The organism is Bradyrhizobium icense (genome assembly GCF_001693385.1).
Classification (GTDB): domain Bacteria; phylum Pseudomonadota; class Alphaproteobacteria; order Rhizobiales; family Xanthobacteraceae; genus Bradyrhizobium; species Bradyrhizobium icense.
Map to the genome: position 1 here is coordinate 1,082,400 of NZ_CP016428.1, position 17,704 is coordinate 1,100,103.

Annotated in this window: 19 protein-coding genes and 1 pseudogene; 10 read left to right on the plus strand and 10 right to left on the minus strand. The window is 62.8% G+C overall.

Annotated features, from left to right (window positions below; genetic code table 11):
* Positions 1 to 48: 48 nt before the first annotated feature.
* The 7 genes from LMTR13_RS05180 to LMTR13_RS05210 all read right to left on the minus strand — a co-directional run bounded on the left by LMTR13_RS05180 (position 49) and on the right by LMTR13_RS05210 (position 5,625).
* Positions 49 to 273 carry a tautomerase family protein gene (locus LMTR13_RS05180; RefSeq protein WP_065732441.1) on the minus strand — a complete coding sequence of 75 codons (225 nt, stop codon included), beginning with the start codon at positions 271 to 273 and terminating at the stop codon, positions 49 to 51.
* Positions 274 to 327: 54 nt separating this feature from the next.
* Positions 328 to 882, minus strand: a complete 555-nt coding sequence (locus tag LMTR13_RS05185; protein ID WP_065732442.1) for an OsmC family protein — start codon at positions 880 to 882, stop codon at positions 328 to 330.
* A gap of 131 nt (positions 883 to 1,013) precedes the next feature.
* Positions 1,014 to 1,925 carry an alpha/beta fold hydrolase gene (locus LMTR13_RS05190; protein ID WP_197521007.1) on the minus strand — a complete coding sequence of 304 codons (912 nt, stop codon included), beginning with the start codon at positions 1,923 to 1,925 and terminating at the stop codon, positions 1,014 to 1,016.
* Between the two features lie 230 nt (positions 1,926 to 2,155).
* Complete coding sequence (locus tag LMTR13_RS05195) at positions 2,156 to 3,178, minus strand: YeiH family protein (protein ID WP_065726951.1); 1,023 nt, start codon at positions 3,176 to 3,178, stop codon at positions 2,156 to 2,158.
* Positions 3,179 to 3,478: 300 nt separating this feature from the next.
* Positions 3,479 to 3,700 (minus strand): hypothetical protein, encoded by a 222-nt coding sequence (locus LMTR13_RS05200; RefSeq protein WP_065726952.1) that lies wholly within the window; start codon positions 3,698 to 3,700, stop codon positions 3,479 to 3,481.
* A gap of 147 nt (positions 3,701 to 3,847) precedes the next feature.
* Positions 3,848 to 4,582 carry an SDR family NAD(P)-dependent oxidoreductase gene (locus LMTR13_RS05205; RefSeq protein WP_065726953.1) on the minus strand — a complete coding sequence of 245 codons (735 nt, stop codon included), beginning with the start codon at positions 4,580 to 4,582 and terminating at the stop codon, positions 3,848 to 3,850.
* Positions 4,583 to 4,596: 14 nt separating this feature from the next.
* Entirely contained in the window at positions 4,597 to 5,625 is a 1,029-nt protein-coding gene (locus tag LMTR13_RS05210) for a LacI family DNA-binding transcriptional regulator (protein ID WP_236843284.1), read from the minus strand.
* 202 nt (positions 5,626 to 5,827) lie between these two features.
* Here LMTR13_RS05210 and LMTR13_RS05215 point away from each other — a divergent pair, with 202 nt between their 5' ends.
* The 8 genes from LMTR13_RS05215 to LMTR13_RS05250 all read left to right on the plus strand — a co-directional run bounded on the left by LMTR13_RS05215 (position 5,828) and on the right by LMTR13_RS05250 (position 14,152).
* On the plus strand, positions 5,828 to 7,129 hold the full coding sequence (locus LMTR13_RS05215) for an ABC transporter substrate-binding protein (RefSeq protein WP_065726954.1): 1,302 nt from the start codon (positions 5,828 to 5,830) through the stop codon (positions 7,127 to 7,129).
* A 74-nt stretch (positions 7,130 to 7,203) separates the two neighbouring features.
* A complete protein-coding gene (locus tag LMTR13_RS05220; protein WP_065726955.1) occupies positions 7,204 to 8,091 on the plus strand; it encodes a carbohydrate ABC transporter permease in 888 nt (295 codons plus the stop codon).
* Positions 8,092 to 8,100: 9 nt separating this feature from the next.
* Positions 8,101 to 8,928 carry a carbohydrate ABC transporter permease gene (locus tag LMTR13_RS05225; protein ID WP_028351095.1) on the plus strand — a complete coding sequence of 276 codons (828 nt, stop codon included), beginning with the start codon at positions 8,101 to 8,103 and terminating at the stop codon, positions 8,926 to 8,928.
* 7 nt (positions 8,929 to 8,935) lie between these two features.
* Entirely contained in the window at positions 8,936 to 9,940 is a 1,005-nt protein-coding gene (locus LMTR13_RS05230; RefSeq protein ID WP_065726956.1) for an alcohol dehydrogenase catalytic domain-containing protein, read from the plus strand.
* Positions 9,941 to 9,945: 5 nt separating this feature from the next.
* Positions 9,946 to 11,019 carry an ABC transporter ATP-binding protein gene (locus tag LMTR13_RS05235; protein ID WP_065726957.1) on the plus strand — a complete coding sequence of 358 codons (1,074 nt, stop codon included), beginning with the start codon at positions 9,946 to 9,948 and terminating at the stop codon, positions 11,017 to 11,019.
* A 41-nt stretch (positions 11,020 to 11,060) separates the two neighbouring features.
* Entirely contained in the window at positions 11,061 to 11,975 is a 915-nt protein-coding gene (locus LMTR13_RS05240) for a sugar kinase (RefSeq protein ID WP_065732444.1), read from the plus strand.
* Complete coding sequence (locus LMTR13_RS05245) at positions 11,972 to 13,009, plus strand: tagatose 1,6-diphosphate aldolase (protein WP_065726958.1); 1,038 nt, start codon at positions 11,972 to 11,974, stop codon at positions 13,007 to 13,009. The genes LMTR13_RS05240 and LMTR13_RS05245 overlap by 4 nt, the downstream gene beginning before the upstream one ends.
* Before the next feature lie 15 nt (positions 13,010 to 13,024).
* Positions 13,025 to 14,152: a mandelate racemase/muconate lactonizing enzyme family protein gene (locus tag LMTR13_RS05250; protein WP_065726959.1), complete on the plus strand. Its 1,128-nt coding sequence runs from the start codon at positions 13,025 to 13,027 to the stop codon at positions 14,150 to 14,152.
* 53 nt (positions 14,153 to 14,205) lie between these two features.
* Here the strand turns inward: LMTR13_RS05250 and LMTR13_RS05255 are convergent, their stop codons facing one another.
* Positions 14,206 to 14,481, minus strand: a complete 276-nt coding sequence (locus LMTR13_RS05255; RefSeq protein WP_335622065.1) for a winged helix-turn-helix transcriptional regulator — start codon at positions 14,479 to 14,481, stop codon at positions 14,206 to 14,208.
* 379 nt (positions 14,482 to 14,860) lie between these two features.
* On the opposite strand from LMTR13_RS05255, the pseudogene LMTR13_RS38675 reads away from it, so the two are divergent.
* Positions 14,861 to 15,166: pseudogene (locus tag LMTR13_RS38675) on the plus strand (aldehyde dehydrogenase family protein); the annotation flags it as partial.
* A 30-nt stretch (positions 15,167 to 15,196) separates the two neighbouring features.
* On the opposite strand, the gene LMTR13_RS05265 reads toward LMTR13_RS38675, so the two are convergent.
* Positions 15,197 to 16,126, minus strand: a complete 930-nt coding sequence (locus LMTR13_RS05265) for a GlxA family transcriptional regulator (protein ID WP_065726962.1) — start codon at positions 16,124 to 16,126, stop codon at positions 15,197 to 15,199.
* A 152-nt stretch (positions 16,127 to 16,278) separates the two neighbouring features.
* Here LMTR13_RS05265 and LMTR13_RS05270 point away from each other — a divergent pair, with 152 nt between their 5' ends.
* Positions 16,279 to 17,118, plus strand: a complete 840-nt coding sequence (locus tag LMTR13_RS05270) for a dienelactone hydrolase family protein (RefSeq protein WP_065726963.1) — start codon at positions 16,279 to 16,281, stop codon at positions 17,116 to 17,118.
* 40 nt (positions 17,119 to 17,158) lie between these two features.
* On the opposite strand, the gene LMTR13_RS05275 is transcribed toward LMTR13_RS05270, so the two are convergent.
* The gene (locus tag LMTR13_RS05275; RefSeq protein ID WP_197521009.1) at positions 17,159 to 17,686 is read right to left on the minus strand and encodes a MarR family winged helix-turn-helix transcriptional regulator; all 528 of its coding nucleotides are present in this window, start codon (positions 17,684 to 17,686) and stop codon (positions 17,159 to 17,161) included.
* Positions 17,687 to 17,704: the final 18 nt, after the last annotated feature.

Genomic DNA, 17,704 nt, shown 5'->3' on the forward strand with positions numbered 1-17,704 from the left:
CCGCTCCTGGACACCGTCTTTCCCTGTAAGGGCACCGTGGCCCGTCGGCTATGCCGCCCGTCCGGCAGCGATGGCCTTCACCTTTTCGGACGTCAACCTCTCTCCGCCGATCGCCCAGTCGCCGCTTGCGACCTCGTTGATCTTCACCCAGGTGACGCCGCGCATGTTCTCGCCCTCTACGGCGACCATCGCTTCGGTCACCTTCTCGATCAACTGTTGCTTCTGGGCCGGTGTGAAAACGTCGCGAATGACGTGAATATCGACGAGTGGCATGGTCTGTTGCTCCTGTTCCAAGTTCACGTTTTGGATCGCCGCTCTCGACGCGGCTCATTCAGCGGACGCAATGGGTGCCGGTCCGCGGAATCTCGTGTCCACCGCGATGTCGCTACGCAAGGTCTGTAAGACGACGCAGCACCGCTCGGCGGTTGATGCAAGGTGACTGATCTGCGCCGGATCGGTGTGTTCGTCGGCCTCGATGAGCACGTCGACATCGATCCGCTGGAAACCGACGGGGACCTGACGATCCACCACCAGACAGCCGCGCACGTCGGCGAAGGCCCTCACCTCGACCGCCAGAGTCTTGAGTGCTACTCCCATGCGCGCCGCGATCATCCGAAGCGTGGAGTCCAGGCAGGCGGCCAGCGCTGCACACAGCATGTCGCCCGGATTCAGCAGATCATGGTCGCCGCCAATGGCTCGGTGGATGCCGAAACCCAGCGAGACCTCACCATCGCCTGCAACGACCGCACCATGGAAGGGATCCCGGTCTATGTTTGCAGCCCGTGCGTGATCTGCGATCTGCGCCTGTTCCGGCTTCTCGCGATAGCGTCGGCGCAGAGGCTCCTGACGCGGCGTTACCATATCGATCGTGCTTGCGCTCATCGGGCCGCTCCCATGTATGTTGGCGATGATGCGAACCATGCCGCAAGGCAGGTGAGGGTGCATGAGGCGCCAGTCCCATCGATGCGGATTATTTTTCGGTGAAAGGCGTCGACTCGGGACGTTTGTCCCGTTCAGTTGCGGCCGAGGCCGGCCTCGCGCGCGGTGACGATCGCCTGCGCGCGGCTAGCAAGGCCGAGCTTGGCAAAGATCGTCGTCAAGTGATTTCGCACGGTCTTCTCGGAAATGCGCAGCAGCTTCGCGATCTCACCGTTGCTGAGCCCGCGGGCGACGCTGTCCAGTATCTCCCTTTCGCGTGACGTCAGACCGGACAACTCGCTGGTCGCGACTGTCTGGACAGGCTCATCAGCCTTGAGGAAGTCGTCGAGCTCTTTGCGGAATTCAGACCAGGCTTTCTCATACGGAAGCAGAATGTGGTTATTGCTCTCAAGCGGCACGAACCGGGCATTCGGGATCATCCCCGCAACCTGTCGACCCGCCTCGAACGGCACCATCGCATCGCCGCGAACGTGAAAGACGAGTGTCGGCACGCTCACCTTGCCCGCCTCAGCACGTATGTCGAAGGCGTGGAAGGCATTCCAGAGCCGGCAAGCGGTCTCAGGCGAGGCGCTGCGCCGCTGCAGCTCGCCGATCCATTTGAGCTGCTCCTTGCCGCCGTCCGGCATCAGGAGATTGGCAAAGACCTCGCGGAACGCTCCGGCATTCCGGCCCCAACCGATCTCGATCATCTGCGCGAGTGTCTGGGCCTGCCTGGCAGTTTTCTCTGCTGCACCGTCGACATAGGCACCGTGCGGATAGGCGCTGTAGAGGATGAGCCTGCTGACCCGGTCCGGGTGGCGTGCCGCGTAGGCAATCGCAACTGAGCCGCCCTGGCACAATCCAAAGAGCGGGAACCGGCGCAGGCCGGCAGCATCGACTACCGCTTCGAGGTCTGCCACCCAGGCATCCAGGGAGAAATCCGTCACGTTCCTGTCGGAAAGGCCCGAGCCTCTGGGATCGTGGCGGATAAGCGTGCGCTGCTGCACGAATGCCTCCAGCCAGTGTCGCCAGACCGGACTATCCCAATCGATCTCGAGGTGCGTGAACCAGTTATTCACGCGAACAATGGGTGGTCCATGGCCGGCCGTGGCAAAGGCAATGCGTACTCCGTCGCGGGACGTGCAGAACCGTATCGTCTGCCTCATCGTTGCTCCGTGGCCCGCCGTCCCCCTCGGCCATAATCATGGTACCATCTACGGAGCTGCGCGCCACATGGTCACCGGAACAGGTGGACGAGCCCGATGCTCAGGCCCAGCAGGAGGAGCAGCGACAGCGTGACCGCGGCGGTGACTCTTCCGCCCACGGTCGAGAGCACGCGTACGTCGACGCCAAGGCCAAGCGCAGCCATCGAGAGGACGGTCAGGATAGCCGCCGTCTTCGTCACCGGCGCAACCACCAGATCCGGCACGAGGTGGAGCGAGCGCAAGGCTGCGAGCACCAGAAAGCCGATGATAAACCAGGGCACCAGCTTGAATGGGCTGATGGCGGCGACCTTCGCTTGATCGGCGTGGAGCTTGCGGCGGCGCGCCGCGACCAGCGAGAGGGCGACCACGATCGGTCCCAGCATCAGCACGCGCACGAGCTTGACGAGCGTGCCAATTTGCGTGCTGACGATACCCGCGGGCACGGTCGCCGCCAGAACCTGCGGAACGGCATAAACGGTAAGGCCCGCCAGAATGCCGTACTGCGTCGCCGACAGGCCAAGCAAGGGAATCAAAAGCGGCAGGCCCAGCACCATCAACACGCCGAGAATGGCGGTGAAGGAGATCGACGAGGCGACGTCGTCGCTGTTGGCTCCGATCACTGGCGCGACGGCGGCGATTGCCGAGTTGCCGCAGATCGAATTGCCACAGGCGATCAGGATCGACATTTTCGTAGGAAGCCCGAGCATACGGCTGAGGCTAAAGCTCACCGCAAGCATCACCACGACGGTGGCGACGATTGCGCCGACCAAGAGATAACCGGAGGCCGCGATTGCGGCAAAGCTGACGGACGCGCCGAGCAGCATGACGGCGACCTCGAGCAGTTGCTTGGCGCTGAAGGCAATGCCGGAAAGCCAGCGTTCGGATGGCTGCCAGACGGTGCGAATCGCCATCCCGAGCAGGATCGCGATGACCAGCGCCTCGACGTATGGATGGATGAAGACGTGCTCTTCGAGGCGTTGCGCGCCGAGCGAAACGGCGGTGATGATGCCGCAGAGCGCGATACCGGGAATGAGAGCCAGGCCGCGACCGAGCATGCCGGGCCGTGGCTTTGCGTCGTCAGAACTGCTTTGGGGTGGCGGCACTTATCCTCCTTGGAGAATAATTTATGCGCCGGACCACGCGGGCTCGCTAGTCCATTTTCGGATTGTGCCCATACAGAGAGGTTATATCCCTCAACCTGTATTTGCAGGCGTCGGCGTGGCCGTCGCCCCGGTGGCGACCAATGACGATCAGATCAACTCGCGGTTCAAGGCAATCCTGCGGTCGCGTTCGAACGGATCATTGGATAGGGACGTCCGGGCAACTCAGCCCGTACAGCGCATGCCGGCAGGATATTAAAGCGAGGCGAGCAAGCTCTGCGTCCACGCGACGGCGCGCTCGAAGCTGAGGTCGCCCGGCTCGAAGAAGACCGCACGCGCCAGCACGATGACGCCGACAAGTCCCCAGAACAAGCTTACGCCGGCCGATTTCAGCCATTTGGACGCGCGTACCGGTGAGGTCGAAGGAACGACCGCCGGAACCGGCTCTCCAAAGGGATCGAATGCAGGCTGGATCATGGTAGCTTCCGTTTCGCTGAGGCTAATGTCGCCAATAGCCGCGCGGAAGCAAGGGTAGAGGAATGCCTTTTGTGGTAGCGGCGTGGAAGCGCGTTTTCCGCTGCCGCCCCGGGGTAGGGTTTTCTTCTCTCGACCGGAATATCGCCCTCAGCCCGCGAGAAATCCGCCATCGACGGCGACAACTGTGCCGGTTGCATATTGCGACGCCGGCATGCAGAGAAATGCGACGGCCCCGGCAATGTCCTCCGGCTGTCCCCACCGTTTGAACGCCGTACGATCGGCAATGCGCTGGTAGTGCGCGCGATCGGATCGTCCTGCTGCATTGATCGCCGTCTCGATGTAGCCCGGCGCGACTGCATTGACGCGGATGCCTTCTTCCGCCCAGGCCAGTGCCAGCGCCTTGGTCAGCATGACGACGCCGCCCTTGCTCGCGCAATAGGCGGGGATGCGCGGCAGCGCGAGCGTCGCGTTCATCGACGCGATGTTCACGATCGAACCTTTGGTGTCGGCAAGCGCGGCCCGAAAGGCCATGCAGGTGCGGAACGTGCCGATGAGGTTGACATCGAGCACCTTTGTGAAGGTCTCGATCTCGAATTCCTTGTCGCGCGCCAATATACCGGCGCAGTTGACCAGCGCATCGACGCGTGCCTGTCGGCCTGCCAACGATGCGACTGCTTCGTCATTGGTGATATCGAGGGGAGCCAACTGCAATCCCGGCCGGGGCCGCAGCACGGTGCGCGCGATATCGGTCTCGTCGACGCCGGTGGCGGTTACCGTCGCGCCGAGCTCGCAGAACAGGTTGGCGATGGCAGCGCCGATATCGCCGGCGCCGCCGATCACCACGGCGTGGAATCCCGGAGCCAGCGCGAAGGGAGCGTTCATCGGATTGTTCCTTGCTATTTGGACGATCGCGTCGGCGATGCGGTCGACTCCCGGACGATCAGCGAATAGTCGACTTCGTGATGCATGATGGTCTGCTCGCCCGCGAGGTGACGCACGAGATACTCGCCGGCGCGCTGCCAGGTATCTCCAGTCGGTACATGGATGGTCGTGAGGCTGGGGCGCAAATGCCGACTCCAGTCGAGGTCGTCGAAGCCGACCACCGACAGATCGTCGGGTACCGAAAATCCGCTGCGTTCGGCCTCCAGCAGCACGCCATAGGCGATAACGTCATTGCCGCAGACCACCGCCGTCGGCCGGTCCTTGAGGCCAAGCAGGTAGCGGGCGGCTTCGCGCGCATCGTCCAGCGTATAGGGAACCTCGACATGCCATTGCGGGGGCATTTCGATGCCGTGTTCGGCCATCGCGCGGCGAAAGCCGGCGACGCGGGCGCTCGCCCGATCGTTATTACGCTGGAGTGCGGACACGATCCCGATTCGACGATGGCCGAGTTCGATCACATGCAAGGCAGCGCGGTGCGCGGCGGCTTCATTGTCGGTGCCGACACAGGGATACGGCCGGTCGGGACGATAGATGCCGACGTTGATGAAGGGCACGGAGTAGTCGGCAAGCATCTTGCGCAAGCCGTCGTGATGGCAGTCGCCGCGCAGCACCAGGCCGTCGACGCCACGGCTGACGAGGTTGCGCGCCTGCTCCAGTTCGGCATCGAGGTCGTAGCCGCTCGTGGTCAGAAACAGCATGTAGCCGACGGAAGAGAGATACTTTTGCAGCGAGGCGATGCCGCGCGCGAACATGGTGTTGTCTATAGTCGGGACGATCGCACCAAGCGTGCGTGAACGGCGCGACGACAACTCGCGTGCCGGTGCGTGCGGAATATAGCCGACTGTCTCGACGGCGCGCGCAATGCGCGCCCGCAACGGCGCGCTCACCGAGTCCGGGTTGTTGAGGGCGCGCGATACCGAGGCGGTCGACACGCCGGCCTCGGCCGCCACCGCGCGAATTCCCTGCTTTGCGGATCTTTCCATCACCATGTCGGTCGGCATCTGGATGTAACGTTACAAATGCAAGGATGGCGAATAGCGGGTGGAAAGTCCATCGATATTTGCCTTCAAAGTTGTATTTTGCACCAACTTGACAGCCAACTTCATCGGTCTAGTATGTAACCGTTTTCAAGGAAAATCCGGTTGAGCCGGAACGAGGGCGTCAGCCCCATCAGGGAGGAGACCGATGAAAGCCAGAGCCTTTGTGGCACACCTTGCGCTTGCCCTTGTCGCGACCGGTAACGCTGCCTCGGTAGCTTGCGCCGCTGATTTCGACTGGAAGAAATTCCAGGGCAAGACCGTTACCTTCCTCGCCAACAACAATCCGGTGTCGCAGGCGCTGCTGACGCACAAGGCTGATTTCGAGAAGCTCACCGGCATCACGCTGAAGGTCGACGGCTATCAGGAGCAGCAGATGCGCCAGCGCCTGGTGACCGTGATGAACGCACGCAGCGACGAGGTCGACGTGTTCATGTCCTTGCCGTCGCGCGAAGGCCCACAATTCGCTGCCGCCGGCTGGTACGCCAATCTGACGCCCATGACCAAGGGCGCGGTTGCCGGCGACTACGACTATGCAGGTCTCAGCCAGGCTCTGTTGAAGGCGGCGACCTTCGAGGGCAAGCTTACGAGCATGCCGATGAACATCGAAGGGCCGATCCTCTATTATCGAACCGACATCCTCAAGAAATGCGGCGTCGAGCCGCCCGCGACCATCAAGGACATCGAGCCGGCGGCGAAGAAGCTGAAGGCGTGCGACGCCAACATCACGCCGTTCGTCTCGCGCGGCCTGAAGCCTGCGATCGCCTATACCTTCAGCAACGTGCTGCACAATATCGGCGGCAATTACATCGCCAATGGCAAGTCCAATCTCTGCTCGGCCAAGGGCAAGGAAGCGCTCGAGACTTACAGCAGCCTGCTCAGGGACTATGGACCGCCCGGCGTCGTCAATTACAGCTTTCAGCAGATTTCGGCGCTCTATCGCAGCGGCCGCGCGGCCATGTCATTCGAATCCTCGAACGAGCTGCGCACCGTGATGGATGGCGGCGAGCGGCTGAAGGACACCGCGCTTGTCCCGTTCCCGGCCGGCGATGCGGGCCAGGTCCCGACAGCGATCGGCTGGGGCTTGGCCGTCTCCGCCCACAGCAAGCAGCCCGAGGCTGCCTGGTATTTCGTGCAATGGGCAACGAGCCCGGAGATTCAGAAGCGCATGGCGCTGCAGGGGATTGCGCCGCCGCGCTCTGCAGTTGCCAACGATCCCGCGTATCGCAAGTGGATTGAGGAAGAGCCGGTGCGCAAGCAGTGGCAGGCCGCGCTCGATGTCCTGGCTGCGAAAGGCTCATCCGAGGTCGGCTATCCCATTGTCGCCAATCCGGAGTCGCGCGAATTCATCGGTCAGGCCGTGCAGGATTTGATCCTCAAGCAAAAGACCGTCGATCAGGCCTGCGCCGATGCCGACAAAGGGCTCGATGCCCTGATCGCACAGAAGTAGTCCAAACCGCGTCGGCCGCATTGCTGCGGTCGACGCCTTTCGATTCCAGATTAAATCCGGGAAAACATGCAGGCATGTCCGAGGCTGCCGCCACATTGACTGAAGATCGGCAGAGGCTGGAGTTGGCCGCGCTTTCGGCGCCGGCAGTGATTTTCACCGTCGCCATGATTGCGTTCCCGGTCGTCTATACGGTCTGGCTCGGGCTGCACAGCTTTTCCTCCACCGGGAAGCAGTCCTTCGTTGGTCTGGCGAATTATTCAAGGCTGGCCGCCGATACCGAATTCTGGCACGGGCTGTGGGTGACGATTGCGCTCTATGTTCTCTCGCTGGTGCTGCAACTCGTGTTCGGGGTGTGGCTGGCGCTGGTTCTGTTTCACGCCAAACGCCTTCCGGGCATCGTACGCTCGCTCTTCATCTCGCCATTCATGATGCCGCCGGTGGTCGCCGGCATGATGTGGCTCGTCATCCTCGATCCGTCGCTCGGCGCCGCTAACTACATCCTGCAATCCCTCGGGTTGCCGCCGTCGGAGTGGCTGGCCTCGCCGGTCTGGGTGATCCCGACGGTTGCGCTGATCGACACCTGGCAATGGACGCCCTATGTCGCGCTAATCGTACTGGGAGGTCTGCAGTCGCTGCCGGCGAGCGTTTACGAGGCGGCGCAAATCGATGGCGCCTCGGCGTTCAAGACCTTCCAGCGCATCACGTTGCCGCTGTTGTTGCCGACGATCGTCACGGCGACGATCCTGCGCAGTGTCGATCTGCTGCGCTTCTTCGACATCATCTACATCACGACCCAAGGCGGCCCCGGCAATGCGTCGAACACGCTCAACATCTACGGTTTCCGGGTCGGCTTCGAGTTCTTCAACATCGGCTATGCGAGCGCGCTGATGCTGACATTGACCGCGATCGTGTTCGGCGCCGTGCTGGCATTCAACCGCCTGCGTGGCGCAGTGGCCTGGTGAGGTGAAGCCATGACCGACGCACCGATCACCGATGCCTGGATCCGCCGCCTCAACCTGCTTCAGCTCGTGGTCGCCGGCATCATCGTGCTGACGCCGACGCTCTGGATGGTGCTGTCCTCGCTGAAGCCGTCATTCGAGGTGACCGCCTATCCGCCGACCCTGATATTCGCGCCGACGCTGGAAAATTATGCGCAGCTTACGAAAACGACGCCCTTCCTGAGCTACGCAATCAACAGCCTGATCGTCACCATCGGCTCGACCGCCCTTGGCCTGTTGTTCGGGATTCCCGCGGCGTTTGCGGTATCGTGGACGCGCATTTCATGGCCGGCGATATTGACGCTGGCGGCGCGGATGGCGCCCGGCACATTGTTCCTGCTGCCGTGGTACGTGATGTTCCGCCAGGTCGGCATGATCGGCTCCTACACTGCGCTCATCCTGAGCCATGCCGTCATCACGCTTCCGATTGTCATATGGGTGCTGTTGCCGTCGTTCGACGGCATCCCGCGCAGCGTCTTTGAGGCAGCACAGGTCGATGGTTGCAGCGTCACGCGCATCCTCTGGCGGATCGCGCTGCCGCTGGTCGCCTCCGGCGTCGCGGTGGCATCCATCCTGGCCTTTGTGTTTTCCTGGAACTACTTCCTGTTTGCGCTGGTGCTCTCGAACGGCGACAGCAAGACGCTGATTGCAGCAGCATTCAATTTCATCGGCGAGGGATCGACGCAATGGGGCGCGTTGATGGCCGCGGCGACGCTGATTGCGCTGCCACCGCTGATTTTGGCGGCGCTGGTTCAGCGCTGGCTGGTATCCGGACTGACGCTTGGCGCAGTGAAAGGCTAGGGATTGGATGAACGTCGTTCCGCTACCCAACTCGATCATGCAGGCTGCCGTGTTCCACGGCGGCGACCGCATCACCATCGAGCGCATCGCAATGCCGGAAGTAGCGGCCGGCGAGGTGCTGGTGCGAGTCTCGCGAACCGCGCTGTGCGGCTCTGATTTCAAGCTCTGGCACAAGGGCGCCGAGTTTACCGCTGGCCATGAGATCTTCGGTGTGGTCGAGCAGCCCGACCATCCCATGCACGGCAAACGTTGCGCCGTCTACATCCCGCTGCATTGCGACCGCTGTGCGGCGTGCCAACGCGGCGATACGCAGATGTGCCTGGAGATATCGAGCCTGATCGGCTGGAACAGGCCGGGCGGTTATGCCGAATACGTGCCGGTCCCGGAAAATTGCCTGCTTCCGGTACCTGACGACATCGAGGACAGCCTGGCGCCGCTTCTGCTCGACGTGATCGGCACGTCGGGTCATGCCGTGCGTTTTGTCAGCCGTATTGTGCCGCCGCAAGAGGCGGGGCCGGTTCTGGTGATGGGCGCCGGGCCCGTTGGGCTCGGCGTGGTGCTGGCGCTCCGCGGCCTCGGCTATCGCGACGTTCACGTCGCCGATCCCAATGCGGCGCGCCTCAAGATCGCGCAGTCCTTCGGCGCAAAGGCGCACCCGGTCGGCGATACGTCGAGGCGATTTGCGCTGATCATGGAATGTTCGGGCGCGCATGCGGCCCGCAACCTCGGCATCGAGCTCGTCTTGCCGCGCGGAGCATTGGTGCTGGTTGGCGAGAACGCCGCGCCATGGACGATCGAGGAAGGCAAGGTGTTCCGGCGCAAGGATTTCTACATGATCCGCACGTTCTACTTCCCGATCGGCGATTTCGAGCCGAACGTGGCCTTGCTGCGCCAGTACAAGGAGGAATATCGCGTCCTGGTCGACGGCGAATTCGGGCTCTCGGCCCTGCCTGAAAACTTTGCGCGGTTCGCCCAGGGCGAATTGATCAAGCCCGTACTGGCGCTGGACTAGCGGTCATGGCCTCGATCTCGATCCGCAATCTCGTCAAGCGCTACGGCAACTTCACCGTCATTCCCGATCTCAATCTCGAGATTGCGGACCACGAGTTTGTCGTTTTCGTCGGCCCGTCCGGATGCGGCAAGTCGACCTTGCTGCGGATCATCGCCGGCCTTGAACCGATCAGCGCCGGCGAGCTCTATATCGGCGACAATCGCGTCAACGGCGTTCCCGCCGCCCAGCGCGATATCGCCATGGTGTTTCAGGATTACGCGCTGTATCCGCACATGCGGGTCTACGAGAACATGTCCTTTGCGCTCGAACTGCGCGGTACGCCGAAGGCCGAGATCGATGCACGGGTCAAGCGCGCGGCGGCCTTGCTGCACATCGAGCCCTATCTCGACCGCAAGCCGAAGGAATTGTCAGGCGGCCAGCGGCAACGAGTGGCGATGGGGCGCGCGATCGTGCGCAATCCAAAAGCCTTTCTGTTCGACGAGCCGCTATCCAACCTCGACGCCAAACTGCGCGGGCAGGTGCGCGCCGAAATCAAGGCGCTGTCGCAGCAGCTCAAGACCACGATGGTCTTCGTCACGCACGACCAGATCGAAGCCATGACCATGGCTGACCGCATCGTGGTGATGCAGAGCGGCACGGTTCAGCAATACGACGCGCCGGAAACGGTCTATGAGCGGCCGTCCAACCAATTCGTCGCCGGCTTCATTGGTTCGCCGGCGATGAATTTCTTTCCGGTGGAGCTGCGGGGGGAACAGATCGTCTTTTCGCAGGCCGGCACTGAAGCGCCGCTCGATGCGAAAAGCCGCGATCTGTTGCGCAAAGCCGGCCATGGCGTACTCGGAATCCGTCCTGAGCATTTTTCGGTGACGGCAGATGCCGCCGGAGCCGCAGCGGTGACGGTGAATCTGGTCGAGCCGCTCGGCTCGGATACGTTGATTCATTTCGACCTGGCCGGCGCATCGGCGATCGCGCGGGTCGATCCCTCGCTGCGGCCGAAGGTCGGCGATCGCCTAAACCTGCGCCCGCAGCCCGGCAGGACGCATCTGTTCGACAGCACCAGTGGCCAGGTGCTGCGGTGAACGAGCACACCAATCCCGCGCTGCGGACGAGTTTGTCCGACATGGCCTCCAAAGCAAAGCGCGCGCGTGTGATCTGCCTCGGCCTCTCGGCGCTTGATCAGATCTGGCGCGTCGACCAAAGGTTTTCAGGCGAAAGCGAAAAGATCAGGAGTCTCGACTATTCCACACTGGGCGGTGGCATGGCCGCAAACGCTGCGGTCGCCATCGCGCGCCTCGGTGGATCCGCTGCTTTCTGGGGCCGTGGCGGCGATGACGCCGCCGGGCATGAGATGCGGTCAGCGCTATCAGCCGAAGGCATTGATGTTGCGAATTTCAAACTGTTTCCGGAAGGCCGCTCATCCGTATCGGGCGTGATCGTCGACAAGTCCGGTGAGCGGCAGATCGTGAATTTTCGAGGGTCGTATCCCGAGCAAGCGGATTGGCTGCCGCTCGATGCCGTTGCAGGCGCTTCCGCCGTACTGGCCGATCCGCGCTGGCCGGAGGGAGCCGTTGCCCTGTTCGGTAGGGCGCGTGCACTGGGCATTCCGACCGTCCTCGACGGCGATGTCGCCGAAGCCGCCATATTCGAGCGCCTGCTTCCGCTCACCGATCACGCCGTATTCTCCGAACCGGCGCTTGCGGCCTTCCTTGGGTCGGCCGACGACGCGTCGCTGGCCAAAATGGCGCGCTTCAATTGCCGCATCGTCGCGGTCACCCGCGGACATGAAGGGGTGAGTTGGTACGAAAATGGCAGCCTGCAAAAGCAGGCCGCCTTCCGCGTTAGCGTCGTGGACACGACGGGTGCCGGCGACGTCTTTCACGGCGCCTATGCCTTTGCGATCGGTATGGGTCTCGCCGTGCGCGACGCGATGCAGTTCGCTGCCGCCACGGCGGCGTTGAAATGTGAGCATTCGGGCGGACGCGCCGGAATTCCCTCGATCGAAAATTGTCTTGCATTCATGAGGACGAACCAATGAGAACAATTGGAAAGAACCGTGGGCTTGCGCGCCTGGCCGATGCGGAAGGGCACTTTCGCATGGTCGCGCTCGACCAGCGGCCGCCGCTGTTTGATGCCATAGCCCAGGCGAAAGGTATCACCAGGGACCAGGTAGAGTATGCCGATGTAACCGCGGCCAAGCGGCTGCTGGTCGAGGCGTTGGCGCCACACTGCAGCTCGATGCTGTTTGATCCGAATTTTGCGGTACCTGCGGCCATCGACCTCTTGCCGGCCCGCTGCGGCCTCATCATGACGCTGGAGGAGCATCGCGTCGAAGAAACTCCGGGTGGCCGCAAGTCGCGGGCCATCACCGATTGGAGCGTGGAGAAGATCCGCGCGATCGGCGGCGATGCAGTGAAAGTGCTCGCCTGGTACCGGCCAGATGCCGATCCGGCCGTCAACGAACATCAGAAGCGCTTCGTGCGGTCGGTCGGCGAGGACTGCGCCCGTCACGACATCCCCTATGTGCTCGAGCTGCTGGTATACCCCTTCCTCGGGAGCGCCAACCACACCGCCGACTATGTGGAATCGCCGGGCAAGCTGCCGAAGCTTGTCATCGATAGCGTGCAGGAGTTTGCGAAGCCCGAATATGGCGTCGATCTGCTGAAGCTCGAAAGTCCGCTTGCGGCCAACAGCCTGCCGCCGCGCGACGGAAGCGCTGCGTCCAAGGCTGCGCAGAAGGAGTTCGATGCAATCGGCGACATCTGTCGCCAACGCAACATCCCCTGGGTGCTGCTGTCAGGCGGTGCGGCACCGGAAAAATTCGAGCGCGTGCTGGACTTCGCCTACGCCGCCGGCGCCGGCGGCTTTCTGGCCGGCCGCACGATCTGGCTGGATGCCGTGCGCAGCCATTTCCCCGATCGCGCCGCAGTCGCCGCCAGCCTTCGCAAGGACGGTGTCGGCGTGCTCGAACGGCTCAACACACTCACCAAGGCCAAAGCAAAGGCCTGGACAGCGCGCTTTCCCGGCTTCAGCGAAATCAGGCAGGAAGGTGATTTCGCGCGAGCATATTGATTTTCGGTTCCTGACATGACGTCGCAACCATTCACCGTCCGTAGCGTGCAGGCCTTCTGCTATCGTTACCCGTTGTCGACGCCGGTGGTTACCTCCTTCGGCAAGATGCTTGACCGGCCGGCGGTATTCGTTCGCGTGGAAGACACTGACGGCAATGCCGGCTGGGGCGAGATTTGGTCAAACTTTCCATCGGTCGGAGCCGAACATCGAATGCGACTCGTCAACGAGGTTCTGGCGCCCGCGACATGCGGGCGCACAGTCAGCGCCCCCGAGGAAATCTTCGAGGCCCTGACACAGGGCGCAGCCGTGCTGGCACTGCAATCCGGCGAGCCCGGTCCGTTCGCGCAGGCGATAGCCGGAATTGATCTTGCAATTTGGGATCTGTTCGCGCGGCGGCGGAAGCTGCCATTGTGGCGGTTGCTTGGTGGCAACGGCAAGACGATAAGGGTCTACGCCAGCGGAATTAATCCGACCGGTTCGCGGCAGGTGGCGGAAGCAGCCATCAAGCGCGGGCATCGCGCACTGAAACTGAAGATCGGCTTCGAACTGGCGACAGATCGCGCCAATCTGGCGTCGCTACGCGATCTGGTGGGCGACGGCGTGCTGGCAGCGGATGCCAATCAGGGCTGGTCGTTGGCCCGTGCGCTGGAGATTGCGCCGCATCTCCGTGAGTTCGATCTTGCCTGGCTGGAAGAGCCGATCCGTGCCGATCGGCCGTGGCGGGAATGGCAGGAGCTCCGTGAGAACGTCGGCATCCCGCTGGCGGCCGGAGAGAACATCGCGAGCCGCGCGGGGTTTGAGCAAGCGCTCGGTGACAACGTATTGCGCGTCGTCCAGCCCGACATCGCCAAATGGGGTGGCCTGAGCATGTGCCTAGGTATCGCGCGCGACATCCTGGCATCGGGCAAGACCTTCTGCCCGCACTATCTCGGCGGCGGAATTGGTCTGCTCGCATCGGCGCATCTGCTTGCCGGGATCGGTGGCGACGGTCTGCTGGAAGTCGATTCAAACGACAATGTGCTGCGCGACCGACTTTGCGGACCGCTCATCGACGTGACGAACGGAACCGTGACCTTGGGCGATGAGCCGGGATCGGGAATCGAGCCCGATCTGAGCCCGATCGAGCAGTACCGGACCGCTTGATCCGACGGGGCCGCATGCTTGGTGCGCTCCGTTGTCACTATCCCGGGAATGACTTACGCCGGTAACTTCGCTGCCCACTTCTTCGCCCAAACACCAAGAGGAACAAGAAGCGCATAAAGTTCATGTCCGGTCGGTGTAGCGCGATAACCCTCGTGCGAATGCTCGACCAGGCCTGCTTCGCGCAGTTCTTTCAGGCGCGAATTAAGAACCGTAGGCGAGATCGATTCGCAACGTTCCTGCAGTTCGCGGAACGTGCAGGATCCGTCTTTGCTGAGATTCCACAGAACGCCCAATGTCCAGCGTCGCCCCAACAGGTCCAGTAGCGCCATGACAGGGACGCCCGTCCGCGAGCCTCGGACAGGTCTCCCGGGTTTGGGTGTTCGGCTCATAGGCATCCTTGCTACTAAATAGGTAGCGTTCCATCTGTCAAGCGTGAGGTTGCTGCGTGCGACCCTGCCAGGATTTTTGCAATCGCTTGCCTCTACTCCTGCAACGACGAGACACTTGCGGCAATATTGTCCGCCAGGGCATTCACGAGCGGCACGTAGCGTCCGACGACGTCCGTGCGGTCAAGCGCCGACGTGAAACATCATCCCTTGCCGATGCCGACCTGAAAGCGGCAGTGATCCAGGGCGTTCACGCCTGCTACACCAACGCCGGCCAGAACTGCCAGTCTCCCACACGCATGCTGATTCCGCGTGCGCAGCGCCGCAGATGAGGATTGCTCGTGAGGAGATCTTCGGCCCCGTGCTGTCGATCATGAGCTATGATAGCGAGGAGGAGGCGATCAAGATCGCCAATGACACGCCGTTCGGATTGGCAGGCTTCGTGCAGTCCAAGGATGTGGAGCGCGCTCGCATTGTCGCCAACCGTATCCGCGCAGGGCGCGTCAACGGTGCTCCGTTCGACCGCAGCCTGCCGTTTGGCGGCTACAAGCAGTCCGGCAATGGGCGCGAATTCGGAATCTTCGGATTTAAGGAATATCTCGAGGTGAAGGCGATACTCGGTCACTGAGACTGGCGATGTCGCGGGCGAGTGAGACGCTCAGGCGACAGGGCGGAAATGTCCGGGCGGATGTTTCGTATCGCGCCGGATCAGCCGACGAAGCGTGGAGGGCTCCGCATATCCTACTTGGCGTGCGATCTGCTCGACCGACAGGCGCGTGGTCTCAAGCAGGAAGCGCGCCGTCTCCAGCCTGATCCGCTGCACGAACTGAATCGGTGACATGCCGCAGGTCGCAGCCGTTCGCCGGGCAAATGTCCGCGGCGCCAGCGCGACGGCCGCGGCCAGCTCCTCGATCGCAAAGTCGCGCGCGATGTTGTCGCGCACCCATTTCTCGGCCTTGGCTATCCTGGCGTCCTGGCTTGCCAGATAGGTAATCGCCATGAATGGCGCCTGGGAGCGCCGCTCATCCAGCAAAAGATAATTGGCGCAGGCTTTCGCCAGGCCTGGTCCGGCAAACCGGCCAACGACTGCAAGCATCAGGTCCATCTGTGCCATGGCCGCGCCCGCGGTTGCGATCGGCCAATCGGCGACGACCATCTGCTCCGTCATGAGCTCGACTTGGGGATAGCGCTGCCGGAACAGCGGTGCGAGCCACCATGTCGTGGTCGCGCGCCGGCCGTCGAGCAGGCCCGCCTCTGCCAGCAAAAAGGTGCTGGCGCAGGGCGCGGCGAGCATGGCACTGCGCCCGAACGCGCGGCTAAGCATGTCGGCCGCGCGCCGGCATGCCGGGCTCTTCAACTTCGTCTCCAACTCGTCTGCCGACGCCGTGCCGAGACCGGGGACGATGACGAGCTCCACCCCGCTCAGATCGACGTTGTTGCGGCGGAATCCGCAACGCACCGTTATCACATTGAATGGTGGAGCGCGTTTCGCAGCGCTGATCCGGTTCGCGGTCGCCAACACGTCGTGGGTGATGGCCGCGCTCGAGGCCATGCACCCATCGATCTCGACAACCGCGACTTTGGTCATGTCAAAAAAAGCCCGAAGATGTCATTTTTGACACTAGCCCGGTGGCTCCGAAATCGCAACGATAACCACGAGAGCGGCGTTTGCAGGGATCTTCGGACGCTGGCACCGCTGCGCCTGCCTGAGCATCCATTGATTGACAAGGACTTGCGTTGATGCCGAAACGGTCCATGAAGCAGGACGATCCGCTCGAGGATTTTACGCGCCGCGACATCGCGCTCGGTGGTGTCACCAAAGTCGTCTACGTCGCCGGCGCGGGGCCGGCTGTCATCGTGATGACGGAGATGCCGGGGATCAGCCCGCATGTCGCGCGATTTGCGCGCTGGGTCCGCGACGCCGGCTTCACCGTCTACATGCCGTCGCTGTTCGGCCGCGACGGTGCCGTTCCAGGCGCGGAGGAGGGCGCTGCGATCTTTCAGCGCGCCTGTGTAAGCGCCGAGTTTCGCGCGTTGTCCTCGAACCAATCCAGTCCGGTGACAAAATGGCTGCGGTCGCTGGCGCGATTGGCGCATGGCGAGTGCGGCGGTCCCGGCGTCGGCGCTATTGGGATGTGCTTTACGGGAAACTTTGCGCTGACCATGATGCTTGAACCATCGATGCTGGCGCCGGTGCTTTCGCAGCCGTCGCTGCCGCTGAACGATCCGGCAGGCATCGAAATCACCCCGGACGAAGTCAGGGCCGTCCGCGAACGGCTGGAGCGGGAAGATCTGACGGTGATGGCCTATCGCTTCGAAGGCGACAAGTTCTGCATGGCGCAACGCTTCGCGGCTTATGCGGAAGCGCTCGGCGACCGTTTCGTCGGGCGGGTACTCCCGGACAGCGCGGCAAATACCGATCTTGCGCCGTTCTTCGCGCGTCACGTGACTACCCCGCATAGTGTCGTCACCGCGCACCTGATCGACGAGGCCGGCCAGCCGACGATCGCCGCCCGCGACGAGATCCTGGCTTTCTTCAAGCGCCGGCTCGCGCGTTCGGGAAGCGGCCGCAGCTCATAGCGCTTCAGGCCACTTGCGGCGGCGCCGCCCGGAATTTGCGTCAGGCGTGCTTGTCGAGGCGACGCTTGAGCAGCGTCAAATGTTGCAGCAGGTCCGACTGCGCGACGGGCGATAGCTCGCCGATCAGCGCAATCACCCATTCCTCGTGCCGGCGCGCCATGCGGCCGAATTCCTTGGCGCCTTCCTGCGACAGGCGCAGGCGGAAGGTGCGACGGTCCTCGGAATCGACTTCACGATGGATAAAGCCGTCGGCTTCCAGCTTTTGCACCAGCGCGGTGATGGCGCCGTTTGAAACCATCAGGAGTTCGGAAACCTCGGACATGGTCGCGCCTGCAGGCTTGCGAGCGAGCTGCGCCAAAAGGTCGAAGCGGGCCAGCGTGGTGTTGAACTCCTTGCGCAGCCGTGCGTTCAGCGCCTTCTCGATCCGGGTGGCGCAGGAGAGCAGCCGCAGCCAGATGCGCAATTCAAGATGCGCGCCGTCGGATTCGTGCGCCGGCTCGACTGGCTGCGGCGGCAGTGCACGCGCGCCCTTGGGAGATCGAGCCTTTCGTTTGACCGTGGCATCCATGGCTGACATCTCACCCAA